The organism is Pseudomonas sp. JS425 (assembly GCF_018223845.1).
GTDB lineage: Bacteria > Pseudomonadota > Gammaproteobacteria > Pseudomonadales > Pseudomonadaceae > Aquipseudomonas > Aquipseudomonas asiatica.
In genome coordinates this window covers 3,135,859-3,150,998 of sequence record NZ_CP073661.1, presented here as the reverse complement: position 1 = coordinate 3,150,998, position 15,140 = coordinate 3,135,859, and the positions used below count along the sequence as shown (strand labels likewise).

12 protein-coding genes and 2 pseudogenes are annotated in these 15,140 nt (G+C 53.5%); 12 read left to right on the top strand and 2 right to left on the bottom strand.

Going from position 1 to position 15,140, the window contains the following annotated elements; all coding sequences use genetic code 11:
• The first annotated feature begins 107 nt into the window (after positions 1 to 107).
• Genes KDB76_RS14760 through KDB76_RS14745 form a run of 4 tightly spaced genes read left to right on the top strand, consistent with a single transcriptional unit; the run spans position 108 to position 2,678 of the window.
• Positions 108 to 422: an NIPSNAP family protein gene (locus KDB76_RS14760; protein ID WP_080708172.1), complete on the top strand. Its 315-nt coding sequence runs from the start codon at positions 108 to 110 to the stop codon at positions 420 to 422.
• A 12-nt stretch (positions 423 to 434) separates the two neighbouring features.
• Positions 435 to 1,361: a VOC family protein gene (locus tag KDB76_RS14755; protein WP_038409880.1), complete on the top strand. Its 927-nt coding sequence runs from the start codon at positions 435 to 437 to the stop codon at positions 1,359 to 1,361.
• 1 nt (position 1,362) lies between these two features.
• On the top strand, positions 1,363 to 1,752 hold the full coding sequence (locus tag KDB76_RS14750; RefSeq protein WP_038409881.1) for a YciI family protein: 390 nt from the start codon (positions 1,363 to 1,365) through the stop codon (positions 1,750 to 1,752).
• Positions 1,753 to 1,772: 20 nt separating this feature from the next.
• Positions 1,773 to 2,678 (top strand): transporter, encoded by a 906-nt coding sequence (locus KDB76_RS14745; protein ID WP_212632147.1) that lies wholly within the window; start codon positions 1,773 to 1,775, stop codon positions 2,676 to 2,678.
• Positions 2,679 to 3,896: 1,218 nt separating this feature from the next.
• On the opposite strand, the gene KDB76_RS14740 is transcribed toward KDB76_RS14745, so the two are convergent.
• Positions 3,897 to 5,201, bottom strand: coding sequence for an IS1380-like element ISPa33 family transposase (locus KDB76_RS14740; RefSeq protein ID WP_038409882.1), 1,305 nt, complete (start codon positions 5,199 to 5,201; stop codon positions 3,897 to 3,899).
• A gap of 281 nt (positions 5,202 to 5,482) precedes the next feature.
• Here KDB76_RS14740 and KDB76_RS14735 point away from each other — a divergent pair, with 281 nt between their 5' ends.
• From KDB76_RS14735 to KDB76_RS14710, 6 genes and pseudogenes are all read left to right on the top strand, one after another.
• On the top strand, positions 5,483 to 5,731 hold the full coding sequence (locus KDB76_RS14735; protein ID WP_099167931.1) for a hypothetical protein: 249 nt from the start codon (positions 5,483 to 5,485) through the stop codon (positions 5,729 to 5,731).
• A gap of 43 nt (positions 5,732 to 5,774) precedes the next feature.
• Positions 5,775 to 6,395 (top strand): LysE family translocator, encoded by a 621-nt coding sequence (locus KDB76_RS14730; protein WP_014819627.1) that lies wholly within the window; start codon positions 5,775 to 5,777, stop codon positions 6,393 to 6,395.
• Between the two features lie 50 nt (positions 6,396 to 6,445).
• Positions 6,446 to 7,735, top strand: a complete 1,290-nt coding sequence (locus tag KDB76_RS14725; protein WP_033939138.1) for an ISL3-like element ISPst9 family transposase — start codon at positions 6,446 to 6,448, stop codon at positions 7,733 to 7,735.
• A 79-nt stretch (positions 7,736 to 7,814) separates the two neighbouring features.
• Positions 7,815 to 8,756 (top strand): annotated as a pseudogene (locus KDB76_RS14720) (fumarylacetoacetate hydrolase family protein).
• A 96-nt stretch (positions 8,757 to 8,852) separates the two neighbouring features.
• A complete protein-coding gene (locus tag KDB76_RS14715) occupies positions 8,853 to 9,800 on the top strand; it encodes a transporter (protein WP_049870825.1) in 948 nt (315 codons plus the stop codon).
• A 174-nt stretch (positions 9,801 to 9,974) separates the two neighbouring features.
• The gene (locus KDB76_RS14710; RefSeq protein ID WP_047934719.1) at positions 9,975 to 10,454 is read left to right on the top strand and encodes a nuclear transport factor 2 family protein; all 480 of its coding nucleotides are present in this window, start codon (positions 9,975 to 9,977) and stop codon (positions 10,452 to 10,454) included.
• 161 nt (positions 10,455 to 10,615) lie between these two features.
• Here the strand turns inward: KDB76_RS14710 and catA are convergent, their stop codons facing one another.
• Positions 10,616 to 11,551 carry a catechol 1,2-dioxygenase gene (catA, locus tag KDB76_RS14705; RefSeq protein WP_047934721.1) on the bottom strand — a complete coding sequence of 312 codons (936 nt, stop codon included), beginning with the start codon at positions 11,549 to 11,551 and terminating at the stop codon, positions 10,616 to 10,618.
• Between the two features lie 420 nt (positions 11,552 to 11,971).
• On the opposite strand from catA, the pseudogene KDB76_RS14700 reads away from it, so the two are divergent.
• Together KDB76_RS14700 and istA are read left to right on the top strand one after the other, a co-directional pair.
• A pseudogene (locus tag KDB76_RS14700) lies at positions 11,972 to 13,417 on the top strand (PQQ-binding-like beta-propeller repeat protein); the annotation flags it as partial.
• 204 nt (positions 13,418 to 13,621) lie between these two features.
• Positions 13,622 to 15,136 carry an IS21 family transposase gene (gene istA / locus KDB76_RS14695; protein ID WP_038408847.1) on the top strand — a complete coding sequence of 505 codons (1,515 nt, stop codon included), beginning with the start codon at positions 13,622 to 13,624 and terminating at the stop codon, positions 15,134 to 15,136.
• Positions 15,137 to 15,140: the final 4 nt, after the last annotated feature.

The following is a 15,140-nucleotide window of genomic DNA, read 5'->3' as shown; positions in this document are numbered from 1 at the left end:
AGATACCTTTGTTCTAATTATTTGGCTTTTCCGGCTAGTTCAGGCCGATGTTCAGTAACGAACCTAGGAGCCTTCGCTCGCTTGAATATTCTCTCAGAGGTCAGAACATGATTGAGCTACGTCCTTTTTCGAAACTGGGTGGCAAGGATCACGGATGGCTGGATACCCGCCACCATTTCTCGTTTGCGGAGTATCAGTCTGAGGCCCTGGGAAATCTAATTGGGTACTTCCAGCCACAGACTGGCGACCTAAACCGAGTCATTCATCTCTGGGGCTTTGAAAGCCTGGAAGACCGTAACTCGCGCCGCGCAGCGCTGTCTGCAAACCCCAAATGGCGCGAGTTCTTGGGCAAAGCGGGTGGCTTTGTCACCGCACAACACGCCGAAATTCTCAGCGGTGCGAGTTTTTCACCTATCCGGTGACGGAGCATTCTCATGATTAAGTCATTGCATCACGTTGGAATGACCGTACCCAATCTGGGTATCGGTAGAACGTTCTATGAGGCATTCGGCCTGGAAGCACAGATAGCGGGCCATGATCTTGTGCTGCGCTGTAAAGGTCGTGACCAAGATCAAATTCGCCTGATGCCAGGCAGCCCAAAGCAACTCAGCTATGTGGCGTTTGGCACTGACTCAAAAGGCTTCAAGAATGTCCTCGACAACCTCGAGCGGTTGGGTGTGGCTATCGAATCGGCGCCTTTTGAGATCGAATCATCGGGCATCTGGTTCAAAGATCCCAGCAATGACTGGGTACACGTTACCATTGCCGAGTCTGCTTCCATAGAGGCCAAAGACGTTCCGGAAATCAATACCCCAGGGCGATATCGCCGTGTGAATGAGCGTGCATGCACGCCAGCTTCGCAGAGTAAGAAGGCTACGCCACTACGACTAGGCCATCTGATCAAGTTCGCCCCAGACGTTACCCGCTCGATTGAATTCTATACCGAGGCATTGGGGATGAAGGTATCCGACCAGGCGGGCGATGTTCTTGCTTTCCTGCGTTGTGGCTCTGGAGGCGATCACCATGTCTTGGGCCTAGCCAAGAGCAGCCACAGCGGTCTACATCATCTGAGCTTCGAAGTGATGGACATCGACGAAATTCAGATGGGCGCTCAGCACCTGATCAATCTCGGATATAAGAGTGCTTTTGGGCTTGGCCGACACGTTGCTGGTTCGAACTACTTCCATTACATCCGAGACCCATGGAACAGCCTGGTTGAGTATTTCTGGGATATCGATGTCATCTCGGAAGACGACTCTGAGTGGGAGCCACTGAATGCTTCGCCTCAGGAGCTGACAGCGGTATGGGCGACCACTCCTCCTCCGCCTGAGTTTATCGAGAACTTTGAGGAGCGAAAGTAACATGCCCGCCTCGGAAGAGACACTCAACTTGCTGCAGGGAATGCTCAATCTCCCCCTGTATGTGGTAATGCGCCACCCTTTGGACTTGAGCAAATTGCCGGATCTCCTACACGATCATTTGAAGTGGGCAATCGCAGCCGAGAAAAAAGGTGAGTTGTTTGCATCCGGGCCGTTCATGAAGGATGAGTCCCCACCCGGCTCGGTGGGCGGCATGAGTATCGTCCGCGCAAAAGACTTAGTTCATGCAGAAGCGATCATTCGTAAAGACCCGTTCATTAGCAATGGCGTGTATGCCATCACCATCCAGAAATGGTTGCTTATGGAGGGCAGTTTCGACGTCCACGTAACGCTCTCCAACCAGCACGCTAAATATAATTATTCATATGTATAACTATAAGATCTATCTCGAAGGTGTATAAAAATGCAGAAAAAAAAAATATAAAAAGAACTATTGCTCCTGCTCTAATGGCTGTGTTTTTTCTTAGTGGGGAGGTAAGGGCAGAGGTGCTCTCTGTTGATCCAGGTGATGTAATTGCGCTGCCGACCGGCACCTCGTTGATCGCGTTGTATCATCAAAATTCTAAAGGCAATAGGCTATATGCGGGAGGCGATAAGGTTTCTGATGATACTGACCTTAAAGCAAGCGTTAGTCTTCTGAGGCTTGTCCGTTTTATTGACGTTGGTGGTCTAACCGTAGCGACTCAAGCGATACTGCCATATGGGAAGGTTGAGCTTGATAATAGTTCAGGTAATCAACAGTCTGTTAGTAATTCGGGTTTTGGAGATCCGATCATAGGGGCTACGACTTGGCTGGTTTCTGATCCGACTTCAAGAACTTGGATAGGTGTACCTATTTATTTGTCTCTACCTGTTGGGGATTATGGCTCTGATCGGGGAGGAATTAATATTGGTGAAAACCGCTGGAAAGCTATCTTTCAGTTGGGTTTGGCTAAAGGATTATCAGATAGAATATTTGTGGAGTTAATAGGTGAGTATGCTATTTATGGTGATAATGATGATTACTATGGTAAGACGTTGAAACAGGATGATGCCGTAAGTGCTATGGGGCACTTAACATATAAAATAACTGCTAGCTCTAGTGTGTCGATATCGTATTATCATTCATGGAACGGTGAAAGTGAGGTTGATGGATTCAATCGAGCAGATGAGCAAAATAACAGTCGCTGGCTGGCGACTGTTTCCAGTTGGGTTTCCCCTGACTTCAATATTCAATTTCAATATGGACAAGACATTCAGGTTGAAAACGGCCTCAGAAAAGACGGGCAATTTAATATTAGGCTAGCGAAGCTCTTCTGATAGAGGTTGTACCTGTCTAATTGCCATGGTTTTTCAATTCTGCGTTATGAGTTTGTTGTTTCGAAATGCGAACTAAGCGTTTTGAGACTGACGATAGCCATTGGCTTTATCTAAATTCATAAAGTAACCATTTAGGTTGGGTGTGAGCTCCGTAAATTTTAAAAATTTAAAGCCTCATCTCAGTCTAGTTCAAGCAGCTGTTGAGGGAGGTTATACAAAAAGGGCCTCTTTTTTATGCCGTACCGATGCTTTGAGCTAGAAAATCAAGCTCCAGCTGGTGCTGGCATTTATTAGGAGCGACTGAAGTAGCCACTTCAGTCTGCTCCCGTTTTTTGGTTTAGAAAGTGGTAAGAAGGTTAAGAAACATAAAATTGATATCCTATTTGACGCCTTTGTGCGCTGCGAATATTTCGTCACCGCTATTACCTAAATTTTAAGTGCACGTATGCTGCATTCTTTAATAAATATTTTTGCACCATCGACTGGTTGGGCAGCGCGAGAAACGTGATTAACCGCGCGGCGTTCTTAACCAGGCCATGTCGGCCGACGACATTATCCTCGTAGCATATTAGCTATCGATCCGTGCAACGTCTCAAGCATCGGGTGCGGTAACGGCTATGTTAAACATCTAAAATCGATGTTTAATAGGCGCTTATGCGGACATTCATACTTAGTCTTGGATGGAATGGCGGATTGCACTTGCTTGCCGCACTTGTTATTGGCCTAGTTCGATGCGCGAATGACTACCTGACGTAAGTTCAGGCCATGGTTGCGGAGATAGCCATTGATAGCTGCGATGATATCGTGGGGCAGTTCGTGTTTCTCTAGTTGTCGAAGGAGGTTAAGCGTGATGCCACTCATAAGTGGCGCGTTCCAAATTAAACTTGACGAACTAGTGCAAGATAGAAAGCGCGTCATCTTTCTTAGGCGCACTGCAGCTGAGCCAATTGCATCAGATGAGAAAGCAGTATTTCCACTAAAAAATACGCAGGGCGACTATTTTCACGTTTTGCGTAGTGCGGCCAGACCAACCTTTCTACGGCATCAAATTATCTAGCCCGGATTTCTCATGAGGCCGGCAGGCGTGGCCGGTGAAGCCTCGGTGTATCAACAACCTGCCTTCCACCGCTAAAAATTGATCGTTTTTTATTCAATTCCCGCGTATGGGGCGCACTGCCCCCTTTCCCCCATTGAGCCGGGCCGGGGGCGCCCGCCTGTTCAGGTCGGCTTGAGGCGGGCAACCAGCCCCGCAAAGAGTTCCTGATGCGGATAGGCCTCGCTGATCAGCACGCGGATGCGCCGGCTGTTGCGAATGATCACCGCACCGATCTTGAGCAGTTTCAAGCGCAGGTTATGGATGCTCATGCGCGCCAATGCGGTGCCCTGGAGATGATCGCGTAGCCGTTCGAACAGCACATAGGCAAAGGCCGACAGCATCAGCCGCCACTGGTTGGTCCACCAGCGTGGGCTGGAGGTGCGGTCGGCGAACAGATCCAACTGTTGGTCCTTGATCCGATTCTCCATGTCGCCACGGCCGCAGTAGTCTTCGTAGTACTGCTGGGCAGCATCCTCGGCAAAGCGGGACACGACGATGAAGCGTGGATTGGCACCCTGCTCGCCATGTTCCAGGCGCGACACGACCAGGCGGCGCCTACGCCAACTACCGGCCTGATAGAGGAAGCGATACACGCCGGACATCTTCTGCCCGGTTTCTTGGTAGGCCTCGGCGACAGCTTGCATGGCCGGCGCCGCCATCCGCTGCAGGCGGGTGTTGCGGGCCAGACCCACCACATAATCCACCTGCTTGCGGTCACACCAGTCGAGCATGCGATGTCGGCAAAAACCGCCGTCACCGCGGAACACGATGCGGGTCTCTGGCCAGAAGCGGCGAATGAACTTGACCAGCAGTGCCAGGATGGCCCAACTGTGTCGGGCGCCATCGATGTTGCTCGGGCGCAAATAGCTCACCAGCAGATGGCGACCACAGAACACATAGAGCGGCAGGAAGCAGTAATGGTCGTAATAGCCATGGAAGAAGCGCCCTTCCTGATCACCATGCACCGGCACATCGGTCGCATCGAAGTCGAGCACGATCTCAGCCGGCGCCTGGTCATGCTGGGCGATGAAGTGCTCCCACAGCAGGCGATGGGCTTGCACCACCGTTTCGCGATCGGCTTGCTGTTCCAGGCGCCCCAGAGTGGATTTGCCGGCCAGCGGTTGCAGGCGGTTGACCGCAGTCTGCAGCGCGTAGTCATGGCGCAGGCCGTCATGATCGTTGAGATCCTCGTAGCCGGCGGCCAGTGCATAGATACGCTGGGCGAGCAGTGTCTGCAGTCCGTGCTGGACACGCCCAGGATCACGCCGATCGGGAACGATTTTGGCCAGGCGGCGGGTCAAGCCATGTTGCTGGTCGACCTCGCGCAGCAGCAACAAGCCCGCATCCGAGGTGATGTGACCACCGGTGAAAGAGGCCTCGACGAGGCGGCGAGAGAGGGGTGAAAAGTGGAGTTTTTCTGGTAGCATTTTGTGCGCGGCTGAAGACTTATGGGGCTTTGTTTGGCGACAAGAATCATAAGGCTTTCAGCCGTTTTTGTTTATGCGGTCATGAGAAATCCGGGCTAGCTCAATCTTGAGCAAGTATTTTGGGGTATGCGGATTTAATGGTTGATATGTGAAGTAGAAAGCGGAAGGGAAAACTAAATCCACAACGGACTAAATGGTTGATAGCTAACCGTGCCGGTCTTTCCAGATCCCCTTCCCTATAGCCATATGTAGGGAACACTTGAAAACTAGGCATATCTGTCTTGACAATAGCCCCGGTACAAGAAGCGGGTGTCGTTGTGCTCAGCCAGCCTTTCTTCGCCAAAAGCAATATTGCCACGAAGAGTGGTAGCCTACGGGCTCAGTACCTCCCCAGTTGGGTCATCGCCCGGCTAGAAGGTATTGAGGCGGCTCGGGGTGCATTGCACCATGTCGCGCCGGTCGGCAAGATGGAAGACTACATTGAGCGGATGTTGCGTAATGTCACGCCCTACTTGAACGAGGTGCACTGACCATGCATATCCAACCTACTCCCTTGAGGTCACAACAAAGCTAATGATCGATCTACTTGTTTTCCTCCCGGCATGTTTCGCACTGAACCTGGCGTTCGGCCCCAATAACCTCGTTGCGATGACACACGGTGCGCAAAAGGGCGTAGGGTTTTCCTTTATGGCAAGCACAGCACGGCTTGCCGTCTTCGTGCCCATGATTGCTGCTAGCGCGCTTGGTTTAGGGATGCTTTTGTCTGCTTCGGCGTTGGTCTTCAACGTGATCAAGATCGTTGGTGCCGCCTATCTGGTCTGGATGGGCATCAAGCTCCTCAGAACAACATCTGGCTCGACTAACCTAAACGCAGATGCAATGAAACCTTCGCTTCGTAAGGCATTCCGTAGTGAGGCGCTGATCGCCATCAGTAACCCCAAAGCAATCCTCATTTTCGCGGCATTCTTCCCGCAATTCGTGGATATAACGAATTACTGGCTGAGCTATGCAACTCTTGGGACGGTTTTTATCGCGCTAGAGGCCGTTGCAATAGCGATATATGCGTCAGCAGGGCGTTTTGCAGCAGCTTTCGCAGCAAACAAGCTGCACTGGTTTCAACGCGCCTCAGGTGGAGGAATGATTGCTTTCGGCATCCTGCTTCTTCTTAGTCGCCAACCTTCGCGTGTTGCCTAGGTTCTTAAGAACGCTTTAGCCAGTTGCTAGTCGTCTTAAGAGAATAACGTATGACCGAAATGCCCGACAACATCCTGCACCTGCCCTCATACCAGGTGCTGGGCTGCAAAGCCACCGACGATGAAATGCACTTCCAGGTAGACGCGCCCGATCCCATTGCTTGCGAGGAATGCGGGGTGCAGGGTGAGTTCGTGCGTTTCGGCAAGCGTGATGTTCCCTATCATGATCTGCCCATCCACGGCAAGCGGGTCACCCTCTGGGTGCTCCGCCGCCGGTACATCTGTCGGGCCTGCGAGGCTACCTTCAGGCCCCAGCTACCGGAGGTGGTGGACGGCTTCCGCATGACACTGCGGCTACATGAATACGTAGAGAAGGAGTCCTTTAACCACCCCTACACTTTCGTGGCGCAGCAAACCGGATTGGACGAGAAGACGGTACGGGACATCTTCAACGCCCGCGCCGCGTTCTTAGGCCGCTGGCACCGCTTCGAAACGCCTCGCATTCTGGGCATCGACGAGCTGTACCTGAACAAGCGCTACCGCTGCATCCTGACCAACATTGAGGAGAAGACCCTGCTCGATCTGCTGGCCACTCGCCGTCAGGACGTCGTGACTAACTACCTGATGAAGCTGAAAGACCGGCAGAAGATCGATATCGTCAGCATGGACATGTGGAATCCATATCGAACGGCGGTCAGGGCGGTGCTGCCACAGGCCCGCATCGTGGTCGATAAATTCCATGTGGTGCGCATGGCCAACGATGCTCTGGAGAAGGTGCGCAAGGGGCTCCGGAAAGAGCTGAAACCAGCCCAGATCCGAACCCTCAAGGGAGACCGGAAAATCCTGCTGAAGCGCGCTCACGAAGTCTCAGACCGGGAGCGGCTGATCATGGAAACCTGGACAGGCGCATTCCCGCAACTGCTGGCTGCCTACGAGCACAAGGAGCGCTTCTACAGCATCTGGGACGCCACCACACGACCCCAGGCAGAAGCCGCCCTGGACGAGTGGATATCCACCATCCCGAAGGGCCAGAAAGAAGTCTGGAGCGATCTGTTTAGGGCGGTGGGCAACTGGCGCGAGGAGATCATGACCTACTTCGAGACGGACATACCTGTCACCAACGCTTTCACGGAGTCCATCAACCGACTGGCCAAGGACAAGAACCGTGAAGGACGAGGTTATTCCTTTGAGGTGATGCGGGCGCGAATGCTCTACACCACGAAGCACAAGAAGAAGGCCCCGACTGCGAAGGTCTCTCCGTTCTACAAGAAAACCATCGGTTACGGACTGCCAGACCTCGCAGAGGAGCTCAACTACGGGGTCGATCTATCAACCATCTGAGGGTAGCATCAGGTTGGTGAGGGGAAGGTGCCCCATCAACCATTAAATCCGCATACCCAATATAAGTAAGGCCTGACATATGAAATTCCAATTATTTAACTATTTCAAAGACGGCGCCACCGTCGCTCCCGGCATCATGGTCGGGGATACTGCCTATGACCTTCAAGGCGCTTGCTCTTCTGCAGCAAACGTCACGCTGGATGAAATCCTTGAGCGCTGGGAGGAAGCCAATCTTTGGCTCGGCTCACTCGCCAAGGATATTTCAGGATGGCCCCAGGGCTATGGAGCACATGAGATCCTGCTCACAAAACTCCGTTACGCCCCGCTGCTGACCCGTCCAGGCACGATCTACGGAGCCGGCGCCAACTACCGTGATCATGTGGAAGCGATGGCTAAAGCGCTCAACATGAACCTCTGTGCAGATCCGAAAAGTGAAGGCATTCCGCCTTGGCACTTCATCAAGGCCAGCCGAGGTTCGTTGGCTGCACACGCTCAAGACATCGACTTTCCCGCAAATACCCACATGCTTGACTGGGAAGCTGAACTGGCGGTCTTCATTGGCAAGCGTGCAGACAAGGTCTCGGTGGAGGAGGCGCTTGAGCACGTCGCCGGCTATAGCTGCGCGAACGATCTCTCAGCGCGCGATCATTTGAAACGCCCCCAGGTAGACGAGAGCTCACCGTTCCGCTTCGACTGGATCGGTCATAAGACCTTCAATGGCTCCTGCCCGGTAGGCCCTCTGTTGACACCTGCGCAGTTCGTTGAATCCCCTGAAAATCTTGCCATTAAGCTTTGGTGAAACGGTGATCTCCAGCAGGATTCAAATACCTCAAATCATCTTTACACAATTGCTGACCAGATTGCCTACATCAGCCAGCGTATCGAGCTGTTCCCTGGCGACATCATCTTGACCGGTACACCTGCCGGGGTCGGCATGGAAAAACAAACGTTCATTCAGCGCGGCGACGTATTCACCGTGTGGATTGAAGGGCTGGGTACGCTCGAAAACAAAATCGTTTGAACCTAAGCGCGGGGTCAAACCCGCGCTGACTCTCACTTTAAAAGCTGCAAAAAGACTCTGCTTTAAAATAACAACAAACATATGTAGGGCATAACAATGAAACACATCCCTTGTGTTGCACAGCGCATCCTCACGCCTGTTGGTCTCGCCTTCGGCTTGATAGCCTTTTCTGCACCAACTCATGCCACAGAGGGTGGTGGCTCAACCTACCCACTCGGTGTAAACACTGTACTGTCAGGAAAGCTGCCGCCTCCAGGTCTCACTAATTTCGTCTATGTGTCCGAATACAAAGCGGACAAGACAATGGGGAATGACGGTTCGGAAAAGCCTAACATCCATGATTTCGACCTGAACGTAAAAGCCCTGTCCATGCGTTTTGACTACGTCTATTCGGATTACTCGCTGCTGGGTGCGACACTCTCAAGCCGTTTCATCGTGCCGTTTGTCAAGGGGAAGGTCAGTTTCGATGTGGACACCCCTGCTGGGCGCGTTCATCGCAGTGACAAGCAGGAAGGCATCGGCGACATCACTCTTGTACCTTTACTCTTGGGATGGAGCTCACCCGGCCTCAGCCAAATTGTGGCCGTTGATATCTTCACCCCAACTGGCTCTTACGACAAAGATCGCCTGTTCAACCCAGGACGTAATTACTGGTCGTTTGCGCCCTGGTACGGCATTACAGCCTACCCGATCAAGAACCTCGAAGTTAGCGCCAAGGCCCTTTACATTATTAACAAAGAGAACAGTGCTACACATTACAAATCGGGCGATGAATTCAACGTCGATTACAACATCGGGTACAACATTACTCCTACCCTGCAAGTTGGCGTGAGTGGATACTTCTACAAGCAAATCACAGGCGACGACCAAGACAACTACACCGGACTGAACGAGGATAACAAAGGCCGGGCCTTCGCCATCGGCCCCGCGATCAAGTACCAAACGCCTGCTTGGGGTTTTGTAGCCAAGTGGCAACACGAGTCGAATGTCGTCAACAGAGCCGAAGGCGACAAACTGTGGCTACAAGCTGTGTTCCGCTTCTAAACACCAAGCCCTCGTGACAGGCCGACGTCTGGACAAGACGTCGGCACACCCCCAGTTTTACTCTCCCCTTCCCTTACGCTTTTTCCTTTGTGGTAATTCTTGGTTCACGAGATTTCTACGCTTATGACAGCTGAGCTTGTGAAGAGACAACCTAACAATTGAACAGGAAGCCACATGAGCACTATTTTTAAAATTCGCTGCGCGCGTATCCCGGGTGGTTTATCAGCTACGTTGCTGTTTTCTGCAGCCGCCTGCGCCCAAAGCCCTGTTGAACAGGCCCAGCTCCAAGTCCGAAATGCAGAAGCAGCGCGCTCCGCTGCTCTGGTGACCGCAGATATAGAAAAGCTCAAAGCTATGACTGCTACCGATTACATCCATGTCGAGAGTAATGGAAAATTAAGAAATCGCGATGAATTTTTGCAGGGCTTGATAGACTCGGATTACAGATTCAAAAGTTTCATCATTGACAGAATGCATATAAGCATTCAGAAAGATATCGCAATAGCGACTGGCGATTACCACAACGACATCGTCACCAACGGCACCCTACAGCCCACTAAGTATGCGAGATTCACCAGGGTATGGAAACTAATGGGAGGGAGCTGGATCAATCTTACTCATCAAGCTACGGAATACAAAAAGCTCGCACCGTAACTTTAAAACACTGACCATAAATATGGCAATTAGCTCACATATCGACGCAGGAAAAAACTCAATATCTAGCGACAAGTTCAGGCTGGACTCTGAAACCGGGGAATTCATGCGTGGTGAACCCCCGGACTCCCTCATGATACCGTTACGGTACACTGAAGCTCTTAGAGCTGCTGCAGAGCCCTTGGGCGACTGCTTCGCTGCTCAGATTCCGGCTCGATTGCTCTCAGAACCTGAAAATCAAACCTGAGTTCGGCAAATGAATTAACATTCAAGCCCAATTGCTTAGCCCTGCTGTCATCGTCGATGAACTGCAACTCACCGATCAGGCCCTCGCGGGTCGCATAGGCAAAATCGTCCCACAGATACTCATCGCCCTGGAAGTTTATCTGTGTTGTTAGATGCTTGTGTCCTGCAGCAGAAATGAAGAAGTGAATGTGGGCAGGCCGATTGCCGTGGCGCCCAAGGGCATTCAAAACCTCTTGAGTTGTACCTGTTACCGGGCAGCCATAACCGCTAGGGACGATACTCCGGGCCTTATAATACCCCAGTTCATCGGTAACAATTCTACGACGCAGGTTGTAGTCAGACTGGCTTTTATCGAAATAGGAGTATGTGCCTTGGGTGCTGGCATGCCACACATCCACAATTGCACCCGCGATAGGGTTACCCTGAGTGTCGGTCACACGACCGTGCAGGTACATTACCGTACCGGGATCAGTTCCATCATCCAGGCGTGCATACCCATTTGAAAGAGGCGCACCTGCAACATAGAGTGGGCCTTCGATAGTGCGAGGAGTGCCGCCTCCAGCCCCCGCTGAACGGTCTCGGGCATCCTGCAGAAGGTCAAGGAAATGTTCCAGCCCAAGCCCGGCCACCAGGAGCCCCGCTTCCTGATTTACTCCCATACGGTTCAAATAGTCCACGGCCCGCCAAAACTCGTCATCGGTGATCTCCAGATCCTCGATCGCCTTCGCGCAATCCTGCAATACTCGAATCAGGATCTGCTTGATCCTCGGACTGCCTGCTTCGCTATCTAGTCCTGCTACCTGCCTAAAAAACGCCTGAATCTCATCAGTCTGCGAGATATGAATACTCATGCTGCCACCTCATCTTGGCTTTCAAGCCATTTTCTTATTTCGAGGACTTAAACGGCTCAACTCTAAGGGTTCAATCATCCGCCTCAGGAAAACCTGACGATGCCATTGCTTTAAATCATTTTTCTTGAATAAGGCATCACTCGCGCCCCTCATTCATTATGAACTGTGCATTGATGCCGCCTCACGAAAGAGACTACAGCCTTCCAGCATACACTAGCGGCGAAGAAAATCAGCGCCCTGCAATTAACCTGTAGTTATACATACAAATAAACACTGGTTATTCTACCGACATCCCTCTCGCGACCTATCAACGTACACTGAACGACGTCTAGTCAGCCCCTGTCTGAACTAAACCACGAATTTACTAACCTTACAAACAGCGAGCTTCTAATTGCGGAAGTAGAGAGCGAGGATACATAGATGCCTTTTAACGGTGCATTTTCAAAAACACGCAGACCGCCCACGGCAGTGGGCGCCATTCTTATCTTGGTAAGTCTGGTGCTGTTTGCAGGCGGCATAAAACTTTTTCTTCTGGGTGGATCTCCCTATTACGTGATCGCAGGCCTTACCTTATTTATAACGGGCTGTCTGCTTCTCTTGGGTAGCTCTCTTGCGCTCACCGCATATTCGATTTTCCTTCTAGGCAGCACTGTTTGGTCGATTTACGAGATCGGCTTGGACTGGTGGCAACTCGTACCCCGCCTCTCGATGTGGTTCGTCTTCGGTTTGGTGCTCTGGTTACCCTGGTTTAGAAAACCGCTCACCCTCACTCGCCCTGCGCCCTATGGCTCATCGGCATTGATCTTTGCCGTTGTTGTTTCAGGCGCGTGCGCTCTGATATCGCAGTTCACAAACTATGGAGAAGTCACCGACTCGTGGAGTGGTGACGGGGACACGCTCGGTAGCGCAAATCAAGTACAGCCCGATGGGGAGTGGCGCTCTTACGGGGGAACCGAATATGGCCAACGCTATTCACCGTTGTCGCAGATAAATACTACTAATATACATAAGCTCAAAGAAGCCTGGCGCATAAGAACGGGTGACCTCCCGACTGGCCTTGATCCCGTTGAGATCACCAACCAGAACACCCCACTCAAGGTCAACGGGCTCCTGTATGTGTGTACCGCACACAGCAAGCTCCTTGCTTTGGATCCTGACTCCGGAAAAGAAGTTTGGCGTTTCGATCCCAAAATCCAGAGTGCCAATGGCAACGATTTTCGTGGCTGGGCACACATGACCTGCCGGGGTGTCTCTTACTACGACGAATCCAAATACAGTGCTGCTGATAATGATCGAGGTGCATCACCGCTTTCGACCGCTGGTTCTGCTGTGGCTCAAGCCTGCCCCAAACGGATTTTTCTGCCTACCGCTGATGCACGCCTCATGGCCATCAACGCAGATACAGGTGAAGTCTGTAGCGATTTCGGCAAGAACGGCACCATCGACCTCAGAGCGAACATCGGCCCATTCACTCCGGGCGGGTACTACTCGACGTCCCCACCAGCCATCACGCGGAATTTGGTCATCATTGGCGGCCATGTGACGGATAATGAGTCTGTTGATGAGCCCTCGGGGGTCATTCGTGCGTATGACGTGCACGACGGGCACTTGGTCTGGAACTGGGACGCAGGTAATCCAGAGGTGACTACACCTCTTGCTGAGAACGCGTTTTACACCCGCAACTCACCTAACATGTGGTCTATTCCCAGCGTCGACGAGGGCGCAGGGCTCGTCTATATACCGCTCGGCAATCAGATGCCTGATCAGTGGGGGGCTGCCCGATCGCCCGGCGCTGAAAAATACAGCTCTGGCACCGTTGCACTCGACATCGCCACAGGCCAGGTGAGATGGAATTATCAGTTTACTCTGCGGATTCCACGCTGACTCGGACACCCATTCCACGCACATCCGGACAGTGATTCCACGCTGATCCGGACACTCATTCCACGAGCATCCGGACACCGATTCCACGGCCATCCGGACACTTTCCAGGCAGGCAGCTACGCAGGATTTATTCACTACCATCGACCTCTTTTTCGAAGCAGAGAGGTCGTCGTGGAGCGTTTGTCCATGCGTAAAATCCGTGAGGTGTTGCGCCTCAAGTTCGATTGCGGGCTGTCTGTCCGTAAGATCTCCCGCAGTCTGGGCATAGGCCACAGCAGTGCCGGTGATTACCTCTGTCGCTTTGCCGCCAGCGGTCTAGCCTGGCCCTGCTCGTTGTCCGATTCCGAACTGGAACAGCAACTGTTCCCACTGGCCCCTGCGGTGCCCAGTGAGCAGCGGCCACTGCCTGATTGGTCTTGGGTGCACGCCGAGCTGCGTCGCCCCGGCGTGACCCTGGCGCTGCTCTGGCAGGAGTATCGCCTGAGCCAGCCGCAGGGTTTTCAGTACAGCTGGTTCTGCGAGCACTACCGGGCCTGGCAGGGCAAGCTGGACGTGGTGATGCGCCAGGAACATCGCGTCGGCGAGAAGTTGTTCGTCGACTACGCCGGGCAGACGGTGCCGGTGATCGACCGGCACAGCGGCGAGATCCGCCAGGCGCAGGTGTTCGTCGCGGTGCTCGGCGCCTCCAGCTACACCTTCGCCGAAGCCACCTGGTCGCAGCAGCTGCCGGACTGGCTGGGCTCGCATACCCGCTGCTTCGCCTTCCTCGGGGGCGTGCCGGAGATCGTGGTGCCGGACAACCTGCGCAGCGCGGTGAGTAAGAGCCATCGCTACGAGCCGGACATCAACCCGAGCTACCGCGATCTGGCCGAGCACTATGGCGTGGCGGTGGTGCCGGCGCGGGCGCGTAAGCCGCGCGACAAGGCTAAGGCCGAGGTCGGCGTGCAGGTGGTCGAGCGCTGGATCCTCGCCGCGCTGAGGAACCGCCAGTTCTTCTCCTTGAACGAACTCAACAGCGCCATCGCCTTATTGCTGGAGCGCCTCAACCGACGACCGTTTCGCAAGCTGCCGGGCTCCCGGCACTCGGCCTTCGAAGCCCTGGATCGTCCGGTGCTGCGGCCGCTGCCGGAGCAACCCTACGTGTATGCCGAGTGGAAGAAGGCGCGTGTGCACATCGACTACCACGTCGAGGTTGATGGGCACTACTACTCGGTGCCGTACCAACTGGTGAAGAAACAACTGGAAGTACGCCTGACAGCGCGCACGGTGGAGTGCTTCCACGCCAATCAGCGGGTGGCCAGCCATCTTCGCTCACCGCACAAGGGCCGGCACAGCACACAGGCCGAGCACATGCCCAAGAGCCATCGCGAGCACGCCGAGTGGACGCCACAACGGCTGATCCGCTGGGCTGAGCAGACCGGGCCGAACACGGCCGGCGTGATCAGCCACATCCTCGAACGGCGCATCCACCCAACCCAAGGCTACCGGGCCTGCCTGGGCATCCTGCGCCTGGGCAAGACCCATGGCGAAGTGCGCTTGGAGTTGGCCTGCCGTCGCGCCCTCAGCCTCGGTGCGTGCAGCTACAAGAGCCTCGAATCGATCCTGCGCCAGGGTTTGGAAAGCCTGCCGTTGGCTCAAGCCAACCTGCCCCTGCTGCCGGACGACCACGCCAATCTGCGCGGCCCCGGCTACTACCACTGAACAC